The 18,183-nt window shown below is 62.2% G+C and carries 12 protein-coding genes and 1 pseudogene; 3 read left to right on the forward strand and 10 right to left on the reverse strand.

Annotation, left to right across the window (positions count from 1 at the left end; translation table 11 throughout):
- Positions 1–3: 3 nt before the first annotated feature.
- Entirely contained in the window at positions 4–993 is a 990-nt protein-coding gene (locus EKD05_RS21535; protein ID WP_129677017.1) for a hypothetical protein, read from the forward strand.
- A gap of 181 nt (positions 994–1,174) precedes the next feature.
- Here EKD05_RS21535 and EKD05_RS21540 read toward each other — a convergent pair whose 3' ends face one another.
- The 5 genes from EKD05_RS21540 to clcA all read right to left on the reverse strand — a co-directional run bounded on the left by EKD05_RS21540 (position 1,175) and on the right by clcA (position 6,795).
- A complete protein-coding gene (locus EKD05_RS21540) occupies positions 1,175–1,645 on the reverse strand; it encodes a MarR family winged helix-turn-helix transcriptional regulator (RefSeq protein ID WP_129677019.1) in 471 nt (156 codons plus the stop codon).
- Positions 1,646–1,662: 17 nt separating this feature from the next.
- Positions 1,663–2,163, reverse strand: coding sequence for a hypothetical protein (locus EKD05_RS21545; protein WP_129677021.1), 501 nt, complete (start codon positions 2,161–2,163; stop codon positions 1,663–1,665).
- 277 nt (positions 2,164–2,440) lie between these two features.
- Positions 2,441–2,812, reverse strand: a complete 372-nt coding sequence (locus EKD05_RS21550) for a response regulator (protein ID WP_129677023.1) — start codon at positions 2,810–2,812, stop codon at positions 2,441–2,443.
- Positions 2,790–4,757 (reverse strand): histidine kinase N-terminal 7TM domain-containing protein, encoded by a 1,968-nt coding sequence (locus EKD05_RS21555; protein ID WP_129677025.1) that lies wholly within the window; start codon positions 4,755–4,757, stop codon positions 2,790–2,792. The genes EKD05_RS21550 and EKD05_RS21555 overlap by 23 nt, the downstream gene beginning before the upstream one ends.
- Positions 4,758–4,914: 157 nt before the next feature.
- Positions 4,915–6,795, reverse strand: coding sequence for a H(+)/Cl(-) exchange transporter ClcA (clcA, locus tag EKD05_RS21560; RefSeq protein WP_129677027.1), 1,881 nt, complete (start codon positions 6,793–6,795; stop codon positions 4,915–4,917).
- A gap of 317 nt (positions 6,796–7,112) precedes the next feature.
- Between clcA and EKD05_RS21565 the strand changes: the two genes are divergently transcribed.
- Entirely contained in the window at positions 7,113–7,994 is an 882-nt protein-coding gene (locus tag EKD05_RS21565; RefSeq protein WP_205704026.1) for an SDR family oxidoreductase, read from the forward strand.
- A 333-nt stretch (positions 7,995–8,327) separates the two neighbouring features.
- Here the strand turns inward: EKD05_RS21565 and EKD05_RS21570 are convergent, their stop codons facing one another.
- The 5 genes from EKD05_RS21570 to EKD05_RS21590 all read right to left on the reverse strand — a co-directional run bounded on the left by EKD05_RS21570 (position 8,328) and on the right by EKD05_RS21590 (position 14,099).
- A complete protein-coding gene (locus EKD05_RS21570; RefSeq protein WP_129677029.1) occupies positions 8,328–9,401 on the reverse strand; it encodes an aminopeptidase in 1,074 nt (357 codons plus the stop codon).
- A gap of 100 nt (positions 9,402–9,501) precedes the next feature.
- Positions 9,502–11,391, reverse strand: coding sequence for a hypothetical protein (locus EKD05_RS21575; protein WP_129677031.1), 1,890 nt, complete (start codon positions 11,389–11,391; stop codon positions 9,502–9,504).
- Positions 11,392–11,547: 156 nt separating this feature from the next.
- Entirely contained in the window at positions 11,548–13,134 is a 1,587-nt protein-coding gene (locus EKD05_RS26505; protein WP_205704027.1) for a hypothetical protein, read from the reverse strand.
- A gap of 105 nt (positions 13,135–13,239) precedes the next feature.
- A complete protein-coding gene (locus EKD05_RS21585; protein WP_129677035.1) occupies positions 13,240–13,800 on the reverse strand; it encodes a polymer-forming cytoskeletal protein in 561 nt (186 codons plus the stop codon).
- 65 nt (positions 13,801–13,865) lie between these two features.
- Entirely contained in the window at positions 13,866–14,099 is a 234-nt protein-coding gene (locus EKD05_RS21590) for a hypothetical protein (protein WP_129677037.1), read from the reverse strand.
- 505 nt (positions 14,100–14,604) lie between these two features.
- On the opposite strand from EKD05_RS21590, the pseudogene EKD05_RS21595 reads away from it, so the two are divergent.
- A pseudogene (locus EKD05_RS21595) lies at positions 14,605–18,183 on the forward strand (hypothetical protein); the annotation flags it as partial.

Consider the following 18,183-nt stretch of genomic DNA (forward strand, 5'->3'; position numbering starts at 1 on the left):
CCCATGACCTGGTTTGAAAAGCTCACCGGAGTGCGTGAAACCTCGCCTAGCGACGTGCGCACCCACCTGCGGGTTGAGGGCACGCACCTTCATTCAACGGCGAATGGCGCAACCTTTGTCTGTGGTCAACTGGCAACCCCGTCGCTCGGCGAGTTGCGACGCGAGGCTGCCGCGTGTACGTCGGTGTACGGGCATTTGACGATACGCGAAGTTGTCGCGAATGTGCAGCACCTTCACGCTGACCCGGCCAACGCATCAGCGCTCTTTCAAGTTGCCTCGCAGTTCAACCTGCTCGAAATGGCGTCGCCGAACGTCACCCCCGAAGAGGGCGTGGGCATCTATGAACATGACCATACCCAGGGGCCGGCATGCGCCGTTGCCGCTGGCGCGGGGACAATCTATCGCAACTATTTTGCGCCAGTCAACGGTGCAAGCGGGCAAACGGCCAGCAACCAGATCGATTGTCTGGCCGATCTCGGTCAGGCGCTGGGCAACGCTAACGGCGAACTTTGGCACATGCAGAACGGCTATGCCCTCCCCTCGCGCAGCGGGCTCACCGCGATCGCCGAGCGGCTGCAAGCCGCAAGCGAAGCTGAACGTGATGAACTGCGCGGGTTGCTTCGCATCGGCATGCAATGGCAAACCCAGGTGACCATCGCGGCGTCTGGGCACCTCGTCTCGCAGGCCTACTGTTCAGCCCTGCCGGTCGCGTATGCGAGTCATCCCACTGATCTCTGGGAGCCCTTTGCTCGGCTGGTGCTCGAAGCGGCCTACGAAGCGACGATCTGCGCCGGCATCATCAATGCCGCCACGTACGGCTCGCCGCGCCTCTTCCTGACCCTGCTTGGTGGAGGTGTCTTTGGCAACGACATCAGATGGATCATCGCCAGCATCGCCCGTACGCTCCATCGCTATCAGGACTACGGGCTCGAGGTTGCCATCGTGAGCTATGGGCGCTCAAACGAGCATGTACGGCAACTGGTTGCGGCTTAGGGCGATTACCTTGCACATAAGGCGGTTTTTTTGACGCAAAGGCGCAAAGCTGCGTCGAGAGAACATCTGGACGCCAAGTGTGCGACGGATAGCTGCGCCAGACGTGTATCAGGAAACTCCGTTACCGTAGCAGGACGTCAGCCGTCACCCTGATGCGTATGGTGCCAAGTCTTACCCCGGATCACTCCCGATCCGGGGGCAAGGGTTCAAGGGGATCGAGCGCAATATTCGCATAGAGGGTTGCGAGCAGGTTTTTCAAGACAGCGACCTCATCATCGCGGAGCCCTGCGGTAGCCTGCGCAATGACGCCCTGGGCCAGCGGGATCAGTTCGTCTTTGAGCGCACGCCCGGCCGGCGTCAGCGAGATTTGGTAATTGCGCCGATCGACCGGATCGCGCTCACGCACAACAAACTGCTGCTCGATCAGCAACGCCAATGTGCGCGCCGTCGTTGTCTTATCGCGAAACGTACGCTCGGCAAGGTCGTGCTGTGTGAGGCCCTCCTCTTGCCAGAGGCGATTGAGAATGAGCCACTGTGGCATCGTGATCGAGTAGCCGTGGGCGGCAAATTGGCGCTGCAACTCCTGGCGCATACGAGTATGGGCCAGATAGAGCAGATAGCCGAGCGAATGCTCAAGCTGAAAGTCACTCATCGTACATCAACCTTAGCTTAGCGTTTCGCGGCACGCTTCCACGGCTTGAGCACCGAAATGAAGATCAGCGTCAAGAGCAACAACACCTGCGGAGCGACCGATAGCGCAATGGCCGACTGATTGCGCAGAAAGGTCGGATCTTGCAGGGCGACCAATGGATCGGCAGCAGCGATAGCGACCATGCCATTGAGCCAGGGGCCGAGGAAGAAGGAACCAAAGAGGATCATTGCCACTGTCCCGATCCACTTGAGCGTTACCCAGCGCCACTTGAAAAAGCCCCACGGGGTGCGCCAGCTGATCAGCAAACCCGTCAAGAGCGAACCTATCGCTGCTGGAATGATGACCCAGTTGTCAATCATCTGCAGCGCAAGCAGGCCAGCATACAACGCCTCGCCACTAGCAGGCTGACCAACAAACGTGAGGATCGTCATACAGAGCGCAGCGCCAACCCAGGCGCTCGCGAAGAGAATATGAAACCCTTTGAGCCAGGCACGCAGAGGGGGACTCAGATATTGCATAATCGCCAGCCTTTCCTTTCATGCTTAGACATGTTTCAACCGAGCTTGACGGTTTGCGGTGTTTGGAGTGCCGACTTCAGTCGGCTGAACAGGAAGCCGACTGAAGTCGGCACTCCAAGCGGTTAAGCTCGGTTGAACCATATCTTTGTCATAGTTTTGATTATAAACAAATGGTTGTCATGCCCCCTATTATACAAACAGAGATACGTGCCTGTCAAGCAGGCAGGAGAGAAAGCCTAGGGCTAAGAGCTACAGGTTCAAGCAAGCCTAAGCGGAACTAGCTCGCCCCTGCGAGCAAGCGTTCCATCGTCGCCACCAGATGATCAAAGTCAATCGGCTTGGTTTCAAATGCATCGCATCCGGCGGCCATGCTGCGATGATAATCATCACTCATTGCATAGGCAGTCAGCGCAATAATCGGAATCGTTGCTAAGACAGGATTAGCCTTGATCTGGGTCGTCGCCTCCCAACCGCTCAACAAAGGCAGGCCCATATCCATCAAGATCAGATCAGGATGGAGATCGGCGGCCAATTCAACCGCCTGATGCCCATCGGCGGCCAGGAAGACCTCGTACCCGAGCCACTTCAGATGTCCGACGATCATTTGTCGGTTCATTTCATTATCTTCAACGAGAAGGAGGCGAGGCATATACTTCTCCTGTGTCGGCCACATATATTCGTTTGCCCGAGACTTCAAGAGCCATGGTTGGGGGCGCAATAATGGCCCAATCACGTTCAACCGGCAGACGCACATAGAACGAAGAGCCCCGGTTTTCTTCACTCGTTACGCTAATCGTCCCTTTCATCAACTCGGTATAGCGTTTGCAGATCGTCAGACCAAGCCCGGTACCACCATACTGTTGTTGAAGTGAACCAGGGATCTGCGAAAATTCTTCAAAGATCGTCGTAAGAAAGGCAGGTGCAATGCCAATCCCCGTATCATGCACACTGAACTCGATCCATGCACCATCGTTGCGGAGATCATACCTGACCTGCAGGGTAATCGTACCCTGTTGCGTAAACTTGGCGGCATTGGAAAGCAGATTAATCAAAATCTGACCGATTTTTTGCTCATCACCATAGTAGGTCTCAACCTCATCTGACACATCAATGACTAAGCGATTGCCCCCACGCTGAGTCAGTGGTTGCACCATCTGGACGGTGCGATCAATCCACGGGCCGATCGCGAATTCACCATACTTGAATTGCATCTGACCAGCCTCGATTTTCGCAAGATCGAGCACATCATTGATCAGTTCCACCTGGTGGCGACCGGCACTGATGATGATATCAAGTTCAGAGCGGATCAAGTCATGATCGCTGCCAACAATTTGGCGCTGGATCAATTGTGCATATCCAATGATCGAGGTCAGTGGTGTGCGAAGCTCGTGACTCATATTGCCAATAAACGCACTTTTGGTACGACTCGAAGCCTCAGCCATGTCGCGTGCCTGGGCAAGGGCGATTTCAGCGCGCCGACGCTCGGCCAACTCTTGTTGCAGAGAAAGATGCAAAGCTTCAAGTTCAGCATTGCGCAACCGCAGCAACTCCTCGTCCTGGCGACGGCTGGTGATATCGCGCCAGTGAACCAACCAGCCTTTGATCCGCCCTCGCCACCCCGCAAGCGGAAACACCTGGATCGAGAACCAACGCAGGCCTGTGCTGGTCGTAAGGGCGATCTCCTCATCAATCTCGTGGGCTGTCAGGTATTCGATGGGGAGGTTGGTATCAGGAGGAAAGAGGGCGGTAATCGGCATCCCAATCACCTCGGCAATCGCACGATTAAACATCTTGCTTGCGGTGATATTGAGATCAACAATGCGCCGCTCAGGATCAAGCACAACCACCCCATCGCGCATCTGCTCAAACGTCAACGTACGTGCCAGAGGAATCACTTCAAGCAGACGCCCCCTCATTGTCAGCAGGGCGACCAGTATCACCGAGATACCAAACCCGATGGGCAACAGGTCAAGAAACTGACCCGGCCCGATCCGTAGCAGATACAGAAGATTGCCGAGCAGAGGCGCAACTGCGGCCATCACGAGCATCAGCGCCTGCCAACGAAAGAGCCGATGCGTACGCAGCGCGGTCATCATCAAGAAACCAGTCGCCGGCAGGATCAAGCTATAGCTATAGAGTGTATGCACCCAAAACCAAGAACCGTACGTTGGCGCAAAAAAAGTACCGTTTTCATTAACGTTAACCGCAGTGTTTTGCCAGATTAAACCATGAAAGTCGTTCGTCCACGCCAGGATCAGGGTTAACGCCGGCACGATCAGCAAAGCATACTGGCGGGATGTATCAACCATTTTGCTTCGGCCCGTGTAGGTCAGCGCAAACCAGAGCCAGAAGACGGGGATGCTCACGATGCCAATATATTGAAAACGCACTGCCAGGAGTATGTGCTCAAGCTGAGTATTGGCTAGCTCAACCGCATAACCTGCAGCCATGATCGTAACGGCAATGCCAGCCAACGACAACGGACGAGCCCAGACGCGATCACGCCGTCGCCAACTCTGCAGACTCACAATGCTGCTGGTCAAAGCCGTCACAACGAGCACGAACATGCAGACAATGGTCACCAACGATGGCATAAATTAACCCGAATACATTAACGAAATGACACAACTGGGCTGATGATCTTGGTAGTCAGCAGTGACCTGACAGCACAAAGCCTTCTTGGTTGTGAGAGGATGCTAACTTTATATGTAACAGGAAATGACCGCATTTGTCAAGTGAAAAACTATTTAACTAGCTCTGGTCATCTCGTCCTGAGAGTAGCAGCGTCACCTCGCCATCGGCTGCGCACCCACTCCGCAGGGAATGCAACTGCGCATCAGCGCCAGGGGCCAGCACAACCGTAATGCGCATGTGTGGTTCAAGCCGGGTGGCCGCCGTGGGAACCCATTCACGCGCACCGTCGTGGCAGCGCACAATGATGCATCCCGGGGCCAGGCCAAGATCGCGGATGGCACGCCCGACAAAGGGAGCCCCCGGCTTGATTTCTAGCTCGAGCACCATGGGATCGCGGAGCGCATACGTGATGCCATTGCGATGCAAATCGCGTTCCAACAGCGCCTCGTACACCGGCAATTCCCTGAGCGCTTCCGCAACCATATACGCACACAAACACGCCACAAGCAGGGGAAGCATCTGATTATAGCTGCCGGTCATCTCCACAATCAACACAATGCCCGTCAGGGGTGCCCGCACAATCGCCGTAAAATAGGCCGCCATGCCCACGACAGCAAAAACGGCAGGCTCGGGCACAGCGGTTGGGGTAAGCTCGTGGGCCACTTCGCCAACCCCGAGGCCAATCAAAGCGCCGAGGGCAAGCAGTGGAGCAAAAATTCCACCAGGTGCCCCCGTGCCATAACTCAACAAGGTGAGCAGCAGGCGCACAAGAAAAAAGAGCGGGATCAAGGTCAACGCTACCTCGCCAACCAGCGCATGTTCGGTCAACGTATGCCCACCGCCAATCAGCATGGGCGCATACCAACCGATCAGCCCAGCCCCAGCCCCGATTGCCGCAGTTGACCCCAGAATGGCACCGGGTCGCAAGCTGCCAAACCAGTTCAAGGTGGAGAGCAGCCCCCGGTTGAAGAGCACCCCCAGCCCACCAGCAAGGCAACCAAGCACCGCAAAAGCGGGCAAGGCAGCAAGCGGGGGCATGGCATAATCAGGGATGGTAAACACAGGTAACTGGCCGGCCACCAAGCGCGACAGGATATCGGCCACTGCTGCTGCAATAAAGGCCGCCCCAAAGACCATCGGGCGAAAATCACGCCGCACTTCTTCTAAGACAAAGACTAAACCAGCTAATGGCGCATTGAATGCTGCCGCCAAGCCAGCCCCGGCACCCGCGGCAATCAATGTCATGCGCTCACGGACTGGGGCACGCAACCACTCGGCGACTGCACCGCCGATCGCACCACCCAATTGCACCGTTGGACCTTCGCGCCCCAGGGCAAGCCCTGAACCAAGCGCGAGGGCTCCGCCTACCAGTTTGACAGGGATGATGCGCCGCCAGCGCAATTCGCGCAACCGATACAAAACGGCCTCGATATGAGGAATGCCGCTTCCGCTTGCTTCGGGCGCATAGCGGCGGGTGATGCCGACGGCCAATACTGCGCCTGTTGCCCCAAAGAGCATCGGGGCCAGCCACCCGACCGAAGGATAGTGTTGCGACCATGCAATCAGGCCATCACGCGCCTGCTCACCAAGAGCCAGCAGGCCACGAAAAATGATCGCCACCAGGCCAGCCAGGAAGCCAACCAGTGCCGCCCGAGGAAAGAGACGCCGGCGCTGCTGGCTTGCCCCCAGATATTCGGTCAGTTCAGTATCAGCCTCAGTTCTGGCTCGTAGTTGATCGGTTGCCTGAGGTGCTGTGGATACGGGAAGATGCGCCGCTTCAGCGGCGGCCTCACCAGCGTCACGAACCAACACTTGCTCGGCACGTTCGTCAGCGTTCCCCCCAGTAGTATCATCAGCATCACGGGCTGAGACGTGATCGGCAGTGGTGGCCGCGTTTTCCCTCGTGGCATCATCAACATCACGGATCGCTGCGCGGTCTGGCGTGCTTCCCTCAGCAGGTCGAAAATCATCTGATGGATGGGGATCTTGTTTCATCATAAGCTTATAGTAGCACACGCTGTCACCCCACCCGTACACTTGCTTTTAGCGCCCGACGCGGCTACCATGCTGAGCGCAGCGAAGCATGGCAGCCATTGGGACGCCTGAGACCCTTCGCTGTGCTCAGGGTGGCAAGCTAGCGGAAAACGTACGTTACAGACACCACTAAATAATCTGGGAACTACATTTCCCGGGGGTGCCGCCGACCACGAATATTGAGAACGAATAAACGAATATGGGCGGCTCGATGCGCTCTTCGTTGCTTCGTGGCCCCATTCATGGTCGGCGAACGACGCCAGAAAACTCACAAGAGGTCGATGATGAACAACCAGGCTGGATCAGTCTTGATTACAGGCGCTTCAACCGGGATCGGGCGAGCATGCGCCCTCCATCTGGTCGCACGGGGCTTTCAGGTCTTCGCCGGGGTGCGTTCGCCCGAGGATGCCGAGCAGTTGCGGCTTGTGAGTGGGGGCCGTGTGACCCCTGTGATGCTTGATGTCACCGATGCTGCCCAGATCGACGCCGCTGTTGCCACAATTCGCGCCCAGACCAATGGGCATGGCCTGCGCGCCCTGGTCAACAATGCGGGCATTGCCGTGCCAGGGCCACTCGAGGTGGTGCCGATCGATGCGTTTCGCCGCCAACTCGAAGTCAATACGCTCTCACCGATCGCCGTCACCCAGGCCTTTTTGCCATTGCTGCGCGAATCGTCCCGCCCTGCCACGATTGTCAACATGGGCTCGATTTCGGGGCGCTTCACGCACCCGCTCTTTGGCCCTTACTCGGCCTCAAAATTCGCCCTCGAAGCATGCAGCGACGCCTTGCGCATTGAACTGAGCCCGTGGGGCATTCGGGTGGTCTGCATCGAGCCGGGCATCATCGCGACGCCAATCTGGGACAAAACGCTCGCATCGAGTCTCCAGATGCTGGCCGACGTATCGCAGGCGCGCCTGGCCCCCTACCAACCCCTGATCGACATGGTGAAAGCCACGGTCAAACCAGGCATGGGCATCCCGCCCGAGCGGGTTGCCCGCGTCGTCGGCCAGGCGATCACTTGCCGTCGCCCACGGGCGCGCTACGTGATTGGGCTCGACGCGTACGGCCAACTCGTGCTGACCCACCTCCCCACGTGGCTACGCGACTGGCTCGTACGGCTCGCCTTGCCGCCGTTTGGCGACCTTGCGGCGACAAAGAAATAAGGCGGTTTTTTTGACGCAACGGCGCAAAGGCGCAAAGCTGCATGTATAGAGTTCACACTTTCCCTGGGAGCGAGGGTGTCCCGCCCTCGCTCCCAGGGTTGCCTGTTCCCGCAAGTGTGAAGACGTACGCTTGATGCGGCGGGGTGTGGGTCAACAGATGAAGTGCCAGCCTCATGGTTTTGCAGGAAATGATCCGCTCTGCGCCTGATGCCGTGGGGCTGAAGCCCTCGGCTAGGGGGAGCGAAGCCCACCTTCGTGGGCTAGACCGGATTCATTTCTGGAAGACCATTAGGCCGCTACCTGTGCCCTGGTGGGAACAGATCAGCGGAGCGCCTATACCGTCACCTGGCCCTGCTCGACCAGGGTCATCCCGTCGGCACGGAGGGTGGCGTTGCCGAGGGCGAAGTCGATGTTGAGCGACGAGCGATTGGCGCCGCCCATGTAGCGGTTCTCTCCCAGCGCCAGGAACAGCGCACCATGCACATGCTCGTCTACCAGTGTCCAGCCGATCGGCATGCGCAAATAAGGGTTAAGCCCGATGCCAACGTGACTGATTCGCCGCGGCTCCCCGTCGTGGGAGTCAAGGAACGCCGCAAGCTCATTGGCTCCTGTCTCTGCCTCGATCGCGACGATCCGCCCGTCGCGGAACTGGAACACGACCCCGCGAGCCGACCCCACACGCTCCAACGCAACACTCCCCTCGGCACTCTCTTCGACGATGGTTGTGTACAACGACGCAGCAGGCAGGTTGCTCACAAGCGCCCCTGTGGCCTGGTCGTCGGCATCGATCACCCCGTCGTCGGCAAGCCAAGGGCGACCGCGCCGGATCATGCGCAACTCGTGGTCTTCACCAGTGCGGATGGTCAGGCGCTCAGCCACCCCGGCGACCGCCAGAACGCGCCCGATCTCCGCCCGTAACTCCTCGACGGGGGCGAGTAGCGCGGGCATCAGGTGGGCCAGCAGCGCTTCGGGCAGCAGATTAAACCTGTCTGCCTGGGCCGCGGTGGGAATGGCAGCAACCAGGTACGGGAGACGTCGCGTTTCCTCTACGGCGGTCCACTGTGTGTCGAGAGCGTCGAAGGCGGCACGGGCTTCTGGTGGTACGTGATCGAGCTTCGGCTGAGCGCCGCCGAGGATCAGCACGCGATCGATGCGCTGCAGCAGTTGTGTCCAGCCCGCGCCATGGGCGGTGATGAGCGCCGGGTCACTCGCGGCAAGCATCTGCTCCATCTTCGCGGCCGACATCAGGTAGGGGAGCGCGACGGCGCCCCGGAGTTCAAGGGCGAGCACGGTCTCTAGCAGCAACTCGGGACTGCCCGCGACGTCCCGTACCAGTACCAGATCGCCAGGTCTCGCCTGTACACCCAGAGCAAGGCGCCGTCCGAGATCCACCCATTGGTTCTGCATTGTTCGATCCTCTCACTCTATCGCGATACGTCTATATACCTTGCCGAAGTAGTCGTGCTCGGAGGTAAACAGCCCAGGCCGCTGCGGCCTGGGCAAGGGCTCACCGGGGCGTCGCGGCGTAGGCACCGGTGGCCGGGTTCCAGACCAGCAGCACGCTGCGTCCCGCCACAGCGCCGTTGCTCGCGAGCGGGGTGAGGATGAGCCCAGCGTCGCCGAAGACCACGGTGTATGCAACGGGGAAGGGTGAGCCGCTCCCGTCCCCAAAGGCGTAGATCAGGTAGCCACCGGCGTAGATCGCGCCGTTGAGCAGACTAGCCTGGGCCTCGGTGCCGTTCCCGCCAACCACGAAGATCCCCAGTTCCTTCGCCACCACTTCACCCGAGGCCAGGACAAGCTCTGAGGGCACGTAGGCCACCAAATCCGGGAGGCCGTCGCTGTTGAGGTCGTCCCGGCTCAACTCAGTAAAGCCGGACGGCGTCTGGGGCTCGACGGGCGGCGTGGGCTGGTAGCCCCCAGAACCGAGGCTGGTCACCCGGTAGGCCAGGACGCCACTATCCCAGTAGACCTTGAACTCGGGGCCGAAGGGCATGCCATCGCGGTTCAGCAGGGTGAAGAGAACGCTCCGGTCGGCGCTTCCGCGGACCAGCAGGGCCGAGGGGCGGACGCCGTTCTGGCTGAGTTGCACAAGCGCCTGGCCATCAGCGGAGATCGTGTCGAGATTGGCGCTCAGGCGCACTGCGGCACCGCCGTTCGCCGCCCGGTCGACGAGCACGAACTCGCTCGCCGGTACCGCAAAGAAGTCGAAGGGCGGTATGGAGCCCACGGGCGTGCTTGCGGGCTTGTACGCGATCACCCCATCGCTCACGCCGGGGGTGAATGACCCGTTGAGCGCTACGGTCCACTCGGGGCCGACAAGGGGCAGCGGCAGCACACCGCCGGGTCCGGCGACGACATAGCGGCCCACCACGTCCACATAGCTGATCGCCACATCCTGGGCGTACTGCTCGCCGGCGCCGTTGAGCGGCGTCAGCACCAGCTTGCGCTCTGCGCCCTGGAGCCGCACGATGAACCCTGCGGGCCGATTGTCGCCGCTGCCGAAGCTGGCCACTGACAGATTGTCGGCCAGCACCCCATCGCGGGTGATCAGCAGGCGCACCACTGGAGCGCCACTGGGGTCGCGCTCGGCCACCACAACCTCGCTGGACAGGTAGCCGCCGCTGGTGCTGACACCGGAGTTCACGTTGGCGGGCTTGTAGCCAAGCATATCGCTGCGACCGTTGCGATCGAAATCCCCCGAGGTGATCAAGGTCCACTCAGAGCCGAGCAGGGACTGCCCGCCGGGGATCTCGCCACCGAGCCGATTGTAGCTACCTGTGGCTTGGTCGTAGGCCGCCCCGATAGGGTAACTGGTCTGCTGACCCTGAGCGTCCAGCGGATAGAGCAGGAACTGCCGCCGGTCGTTGATCAGCGCCAGCATGTAGGCGGCGGGATGGGAACTGGTGTGGGCAATCACGCGCGTGCCGTCGATGCTCAGGCCGCCCAGATCGCCGAGCACCCGTACCGACGGCGTGCCGTCGGCCTTGGACTCCACCAACACCGCCTCGCTCACCACGGCGGCAAAGCTGACCGCGCCCGGGTTCACGCTCGAACGAACCGACGAGGGCTTGAAGGCAATGACATCCTGGCGACCGTTGCCGTCGAAGTCGCCTTGGAAGGCCACCGTCCACTCGGGGCCGACGAGCGTGTTGGAGGGACGGGTGGGCGTGGTGGTGGGCGCAACACTCGGCATGGTCGTAGGGACCGTGCTGGGCGCCAGAGTGGGAACGCTCGTTGCGCTCGTGGTTGGGATGCGGGTTGGGCCGACGATGGGAGCGCCGGGGCTGCCGATCGGCTCGGCGGGTTGCGCGACACAGGTGGCGAGAGCCAGCGCGGTGATGCCCGCGAGGATGAACTGGCTCGCGCTGCGAATTGGATGTCGTAAGAGATTCATAGGTTGGGTACTTCCTGAAAATGCACTAATATTTACTATAGCAGCCCGTCGGAGCAAACGCCGAAAGCGGCTCCGTCGGGCTGCATGACGAACATGTGGCCGGGCTGGTTCCACTCGAGCCTCCAGCCGCTGCTCACCAACGACCGCGCCGTACCCCTACGGTACGATCGTCCAGCGGGCCCGGGCGGTGAACACCCAAACGTCGATCGTCCGGCCCCGCTTTTTGGTGCCCCACTGGTCGATCCACTCGTCCATCCCCGGCTGGCAGATGCTTGTCCCTACGGCATTGGTAAGCAGGCGCATGCCACCGTTGTGAGTAACGAGGAGCTGGTTGGTGGCGTGCTCCCAACTGCTGGTGGGGATGCTGCACACCGGCGGCGTGGCGACCGGGTTCTTGATCGGCAGCTCCGTCTCCATCTCATTAGAGCTGCTGATGATGCGCGCCTGCCAGTTTGCATCTGGGGCGTAGCAGTCGCCAGTCGTGCATGTTGCCAACTCCACGATCCGCTCACCGTTTTCGCTTGTGGCCGCAGCCAACAGCCAGAACGGTCGATCTTGCCGGTCAAGCTGCATGTTCAGCCCAAAGGCTCCGTTGTTGGCGAAGGGCCGCCCGCTCCAGCTACCAGCCTCGATGCAGCCCGTCGCACAGCGCAGGAGATACGCCCGGTTCGGAGCGTCCATCCCTGGTGTTGGCCCGCCGAAGGCGACCACCACGCCCCCGGTCCGGTCGAGCTCCATGTCCAGGTTCGCGGGGTAGACCGCCATCGGGAGCTGGTCGCTGATGGCTTGCTGGTTGTAGTCCGCAAGCGCCAGTCGCTGCCAGCTTTCCGCTGCGGCGCAGTTGGCCGCACAGGTCAGGTAGACCAACTCGGGCCGACTGATCCTGCCCAGGATATGGATCCGGCCATCCTCGCCGACCCGTAGCACCGGGTCGAAGAGCTGCGTGGTGAGAAAGGGGTCGCCGGTGGTGTCGAGGGAGGTGACGCTCCAACCCTCGCCGCCGGTGGCGCAGGCCTGGCTACAGCTGAGATAGAAACTGCCCTGCTGGGTAGCGACGAGCATGTGGGGCAGGCCGGTGCGATCAATGGCGAACCAGCGCTGGTCGCTATGCTGCAGGAAAGCTCCGCCGAACGAGAGCCCTTGGCCCAAGGCGATGCCCTCCCAGCCGGCGTTGGTCAGGCAGTTCGCTTCGCAGGCCATGTAGGCCAGGCGAACGCTGACGGTCGTGAACTCGTCCTGGATGGCCAACCGCGGGCGCCCGTCGGCGGTAACGGCGAGCTGAACCGAGCCAATGTTGCCGCTATGGATCACCACGGTGTGCCAGTTCGCGGCGCGATCACAGTCCGCATCGGCGGGGCACTGGCCGTAGAGCAACTCCTGGACATTCTCGGCGCGGGTGTGCCGCACGAAGACCAGATGCATGACGCCAGTGGAGTCGTAGACGGCGGCGAAGTTGCGAGTTGGCGCCTCGCCGGGCAGGAAGAACGAGCCAGTTGGCGGCGGAGGCGGCGGCGGCGGTGGCGGCGGCGGCGGCGGCGGCGGCGGCGGCGGCGGCGGCGGCGGCGGGTCGCCGGGGTTGACCGGCGGCTGGCCGCGCTCGACGATGACCATCGGCATGTACACGCGGTAGGCCGCTGTGGTCTCCTGCGCCTCGGCAGGCAGGCCGAGTGGCAGCAGGCCACCCAGGAGCAGGAGCGCCAGCGCGAGCAGCAGGACAAGGCGGAACGGGCGATTCATCATCATGATAAGCTATCTCCTCAATAGAGCTTAATGAACTGCACGGTGTCAAGGTCTGAATTACCTCGTTGCGCGGCTCGGAGCGCCGGACGCGCAAGTCGTTGCTTCGTGTCAGACAGGTTCGCTGCGCCGCTCAAGCAGACCGCGACGCCACCACCGATGTGCGAGCAGGAGTCCGCTGGCGAGCAGCAGCGTGGGGACAAGGCAGAAGGCGCGCACGAGAGCCCACCAGAAACCTGCACCGATCCCGCCGCTCGTCCCTGCTACCTGTGCCGTCGGATCCTGGTTGTAGTTGCCGTTGCCGAGCCCGACATCACCCAACACCCGGGCCTGCGGCCCCAGGTGCAGATTGCCGGTGAGCAGTTGAACGTCACCGCGAACTTCACCGTTCACCAGCACGTTGCAGCAGAGCACAAAGAGCCCACTGTCGAGTCGGGCGCGTTCCGTGACATGGAGGTTGCCTGAGAGCACGAGCAGATCGCTACCCTCGCTGACGCCCGCGAGCATCAGGTTGCCCTCGCGTATGCGCACGCCGGTTCCGGTAAGCAGCAGCAGCAACCCAAGACCGAGGAGCGCGTATGCCAACCATGGTCTCCGCTGTACAGACCAGATCATCTGACCGCGACTCGTCGCCGGAGCCTGCGGATTGTCGCGGGAATGGAGCTTGAACATTGGGTGTCTCCTTACCCCTGCCCCCTGGCGTGGCCCAGGGGGCACCTCGTAACATCCGGGGGCCGCTAAAGCATGTCGGTCAAACGGCGCCTTGCCCCCGCCACCTCGGCGTTGTCCTGGGGCTCAAGCTGATCCAGCAGCGTCGGGTTCTGACTCCGCGCAGCGCGGACGCTGCTGAAGTCCTCGACTTCGACCCGCTGGCCGGCGATCGGCTGGGCGGCGGGATTGGTGCCGAGGTTGGCGGTGACACCGACGACCAGGGCGAGGGCGATCATGATCATCTCTTTCACGCGGGGCATATGGCACTCCTGTCAGTATTGCATTGGGCTGGTGGACGTTCCACCGAGGGTTACGATAGCAGGTGCGAACCACGCTGACCCGTGACAGAGTAAGACAACCGCTTGTACCGTAGGTATGACAGCCAGGTGTATCACTGGCGTGGTAACACCCAGGACGCACCCGCTCTGCGCCGACGGTGTCGGTGCCAGGTTGCTCCAATGGCGATAGTCACGCGAAAGGGTGCCAGGCTTGAAGGCATGGATCGCACAACCGTGACATAACTGTTCACACTTCGCCTGGGAGCGCGGGCGGCTCGCCCGCATCCAGACCAGAGCGGGCGAGCCGCCCGCGCTCCCAGGGTGGTGCTTTACCCCAAGGGTGAACACGTACACCGTGACAAGAACTGGGACAGACTCGTGGGCGGCTGTCCAGGTAGCTGTATGAGTCTGTGACTCCCACGGCCTGAGGCCGGCTGCTTCAATAGGTGTGTCATCCGTCACGACTTACCGAAGGAGTAGCGAGGAGATGTTTACCACTTCGCCCGTGTCCACCAACCGGCTGCGCAGGCTGCTGAGCCTGCTGCTGCTGCCCGCCGTCGTGCTGAGCCTGTTCGCGCCGGCTGCGCCAGAGGCGCGGGCTCAGGAACCCCCGCCGCCCCCGCCACCACCAAGCTACCAGGCACAAGTGTTGGAAGGGCCGCAAGGTGAGTTTTTTCGCGCCGTCGACCTCAACAACCGCGGGCAGGTGATCGGCACCTTTGCCGCCCGCCCGAACGACATCCCCGAGCTGTGGGAGGATGGCCGCTTCACCAGGCTGCCCATGCTTGCTGGCGAGCTGGAGCCGTTCTACCCGCAGCCCTCCGCGCTGAACGATGCCGGCCATGTCCTGGTGCGCGACAGCAACAGCTTCCACATCTGGATCGGGGGCTCGTATGTCACACCAACCCGTCCGGAACCCTACTACTGGCACAGCAGTTATCTCTCTTCGGCCAAACTGAACACTCAAGGGGTGGTCTACGTCGCGGTCACCGATTATCGCACCTACCCCAATCGAGGTACCGCAGTCTTCTGGAACAGTGGCGCATTCGGCTTCCTGCCCGCGCCGAGCAACACCGGCGCGGTTATTACCACCGACCTGAACGAAACGAACCAGGCCGTTGGCGTTTACCTGCTCAACGTCGGCAACAGCTCTGTTATGGCGGGCTTCCGCTATGTCAACAATCAGGTACAGGTGCTGACCGCCCCCGACAGCAGCTACACGCGGCCCGAGGCGATCAATAGCCAGGGCCAGATCGCCGGCTTCGCCTATACCACCCAGCGCCTAGAGCGCCCGGTGATCTGGCAGGCCGATGGCACCATTGCCGATCTGCCCATCGGCACAGCCCTTAGCGGACGAGCGTTTGACATCAACGACAACGGCGAGGTTATTGGCGAGTTGATGAATGTTGGCCCGGTGATCTGGCGCGGGGGGGTGCTCTACCGCCTAGCCGAGCTGCTGCCCGCCGAGCTGCAGCTCAATCTCGTGCGGGCGGTGAGCATCAACAACGCCGGCCAGATCCTCGTCGAGGGTGCTGCGGCCGGCCAGCAAGGTCGCTTCTACCTGCTGACCCCCGAAGTTGGCGTCGAACTCGCCGACCTGACTCTGCAGCGCCAGGAGCGCGAGAGCGCCGAGTGGGTCAACCTGCCCCCCGCGGACCAGGAGGTCAATCTGCCCGACGGCAGCCCCGCCCGCCTGGTCGCGTCCATCCGCAACCCCGGCAGCGCCCCCGTGACCGTGGCCGTTCGCTTCCACAACGCCACCACCGACCGGCCTCTCGCCGGCTGCCCTGCCACCGCCACGGTGCCTCCCACCGGCACCGACGAGCCCTTCCAGCTGCAGTGCGAACTCACCACCAGCGGCATGGCCTTTGCCGACGGCGACCCCTCCACCCCGGGCAGCGTCCACACCCTCGAAATCGAGCTCACCCTGCCCGACGCCAGCACCCGCACCCGTTCGCGCGACCTGCGCGTCCGCCCCCGCCCCCTGGTCTTCGTTCCCGGCATCGGCGGCAACTACGCCCGCAACGACGACGAGTTCTGGCTGCTCAACCGCGGCGTCGCCCCCGGCCTGCTCGAGATCGACCCGCTGATCCGTTCCTACGACGGCATCCTCACCACTCTGGAGAACACCGGCTACCGGCGCGACCGCGACATCTTCATCGCCAATTACGACTGGCGCCTCGTCCCCGGCCCCTCACCGCTGCCGAACGCCGACGGCAGCTACAGCTACGACGGCGTGATTCTCGGCCTCAACCCTCGCGACATCAGCGACAACGAGTACACCTACGGCGTGGACTACTTCGGCGAGGCCGCCCGCGCCGCCGAGGCGCTCTGGCGCGATGTCTACGGCACGCCGCTCGACTACGTCGATGTGATCGCCCACTCCACCGGCGGCCTGGTCACCCGCACCTACATCCAGAGCACCGCCTATGGCGGTGTGTACGACCCCGCCACGGGCGCCGAGTTGCCCAAGGTGCGCCACTTCATCTCGGTTGGCGTACCACATCGCGGCGCCTCCAAGGCCTGGAACCCGCTCCACGACAACTGGGGCATCGACGCCTCGTTCAGTGCCGTGCTCTCCAAGATCGCCAACCACGCCTTCCAGAAAGTCGATGCCGGCGCAATCATCCCCGGCCCTGACCTCGAGATCTCGCGCGCCGAGTTCGTACGCCCCTCGACCGGCGAGATGGATCCGGTGCCCTTTATCAAGCGCTACGTGCCGACGATCAACACCCTGCTGGCCACCTACGCCTTTTTTGACAACGGCTCGCGGCGCCTGGAGCCGGTGCATACGGGGACGTTTGCCAATCATCTGCTGCTTGATCTGAACAACGGTGCCGACATCGACCCCACCCGCGACCCGAACGTCTTTCTGGAGCGAACTCGGCTGACGGCCATCGCCGGGATCAGCGAGCGTACGCCGCTCTATGTCTCGCAGGACGTCGGCCCCGCAGCGAGTGTGCTCTCGCCCTTCACAGACTTTGTTAAGAGCGACGCCGCAGCGGGCGAGATCTTTTTCTGGGACGACTTCGAGAACAACGCCGGCGATGGCACGGTGCCGACGCTTTCAGCAGTGGGCCAGTTCGTGAACGACCCGCGGGCCCGCGTGCTGACCTACCGCAGAGGCATCGACACCCAGGGCAAGGTAACTCACACCGACCTGCTGGATAACTTCGACATCCAGGCCGCCATCCTGCTCACCCTGGACGCGCCGCTCAAGCCGGAGAACCTGGCGGCGTTCGGTCGCGAGGATCTTGGCAACATTGCTACGGTAGTGCTGGATCCGGTGCAAGGCTTTGTGGTGGACGGGCAGGGCCGGCGGCTGGGCTGGAGCGAGGCGACCGGGCCGCTCCAGGAGATCCCGAACAGCTTCTGGCGCGGCCAGGGCGACGGCTTCGGCCTGATCTTCGGCCCGGTCAGCGGTGAGTTGCGGCTGGAGCTGCAGGGCCTCGATGGCCCCTACTACGCCCAGGTGCAGCGCTACACCGCCGCGGGCGAGCAGGGCGGCGTAACCCTGGCCGGCCCAAGCCTGGCGCGCAGCGAGACGGTGAGCGCCCCTGCGCTGCTACCGAGCCAGCCCTACACGCCCCAGGTCAGCGCCAGCGGCCCCTACACGGTCGCCGAGGGCATGAGCGTGCCGCTCGCCGCGACGGGTGAGGGCGGGTTGAGCTTCGCCTGGGACCTCGACGGCGACGGGGTCTTCGAGACGGTGGGTCAGGGGGCGAGCTTCCGCGCGGCGGGCGTGGATGGCCCGTCCACCCGCACCGTGGCGGTGCGCGGCACGCTGCCCACGGGCCAGAGCGCGACAAGCGCGGCGACGGTGACGGTGGAGAATGTGGCGCCCACGGCGACCCTCGCGGCCCCGGCGACGGCCACCGCCGACCAGCCCTTCACCCTAAGCCTGAGCGGGGCGAGTGACCCTGGCGGCGACATGCTTAGCTTCGCCTTCGACTGCGGGCAGGGCTTCGGCCCCGCGGGCAGTGCCACAAGTGTTAAATGTCAACTAGATTTGCCGCCCGCATTGCCTCACGTTAGATGTAACCTTGACAAGCATCGTTGCCTCACG

This window comes from Candidatus Chloroploca sp. Khr17 (genome assembly GCF_004138165.1).
In the GTDB taxonomy this organism is placed as follows: Bacteria; Chloroflexota; Chloroflexia; order Chloroflexales; family Chloroflexaceae; genus Chloroploca.

Excerpts from the sequence above, each read along its gene's own strand:
- EKD05_RS21535 (WP_129677017.1), top strand. The coding sequence starts at position 4 with ATGACCTGGTTTGAAAAGCTCACCGGAGTGCGTGAAACCTCGCCTAGC.
- EKD05_RS21540 (WP_129677019.1), bottom strand. The coding sequence starts at position 1,645 with ATGAGTGACTTTCAGCTTGAGCATTCGCTCGGCTATCTGCTCTATCTG.
- EKD05_RS21545 (WP_129677021.1), bottom strand. The coding sequence starts at position 2,163 with ATGCAATATCTGAGTCCCCCTCTGCGTGCCTGGCTCAAAGGGTTTCAT.
- EKD05_RS21550 (WP_129677023.1), bottom strand. The coding sequence starts at position 2,812 with ATGCCTCGCCTCCTTCTCGTTGAAGATAATGAAATGAACCGACAAATG.
- EKD05_RS21555 (WP_129677025.1), bottom strand. The coding sequence starts at position 4,757 with ATGCCATCGTTGGTGACCATTGTCTGCATGTTCGTGCTCGTTGTGACG.
- clcA (WP_129677027.1), bottom strand. The coding sequence starts at position 6,795 with ATGATGAAACAAGATCCCCATCCATCAGATGATTTTCGACCTGCTGAG.
- EKD05_RS21565 (WP_205704026.1), top strand. The coding sequence starts at position 7,113 with ATGATGAACAACCAGGCTGGATCAGTCTTGATTACAGGCGCTTCAACC.
- EKD05_RS21570 (WP_129677029.1), bottom strand. The coding sequence starts at position 9,401 with ATGCAGAACCAATGGGTGGATCTCGGACGGCGCCTTGCTCTGGGTGTA.
- EKD05_RS21575 (WP_129677031.1), bottom strand. The coding sequence starts at position 11,391 with ATGAATCTCTTACGACATCCAATTCGCAGCGCGAGCCAGTTCATCCTC.
- EKD05_RS26505 (WP_205704027.1), bottom strand. The coding sequence starts at position 13,134 with ATGATGATGAATCGCCCGTTCCGCCTTGTCCTGCTGCTCGCGCTGGCG.
- EKD05_RS21585 (WP_129677035.1), bottom strand. The coding sequence starts at position 13,800 with ATGTTCAAGCTCCATTCCCGCGACAATCCGCAGGCTCCGGCGACGAGT.
- EKD05_RS21590 (WP_129677037.1), bottom strand. The coding sequence starts at position 14,099 with ATGCCCCGCGTGAAAGAGATGATCATGATCGCCCTCGCCCTGGTCGTC.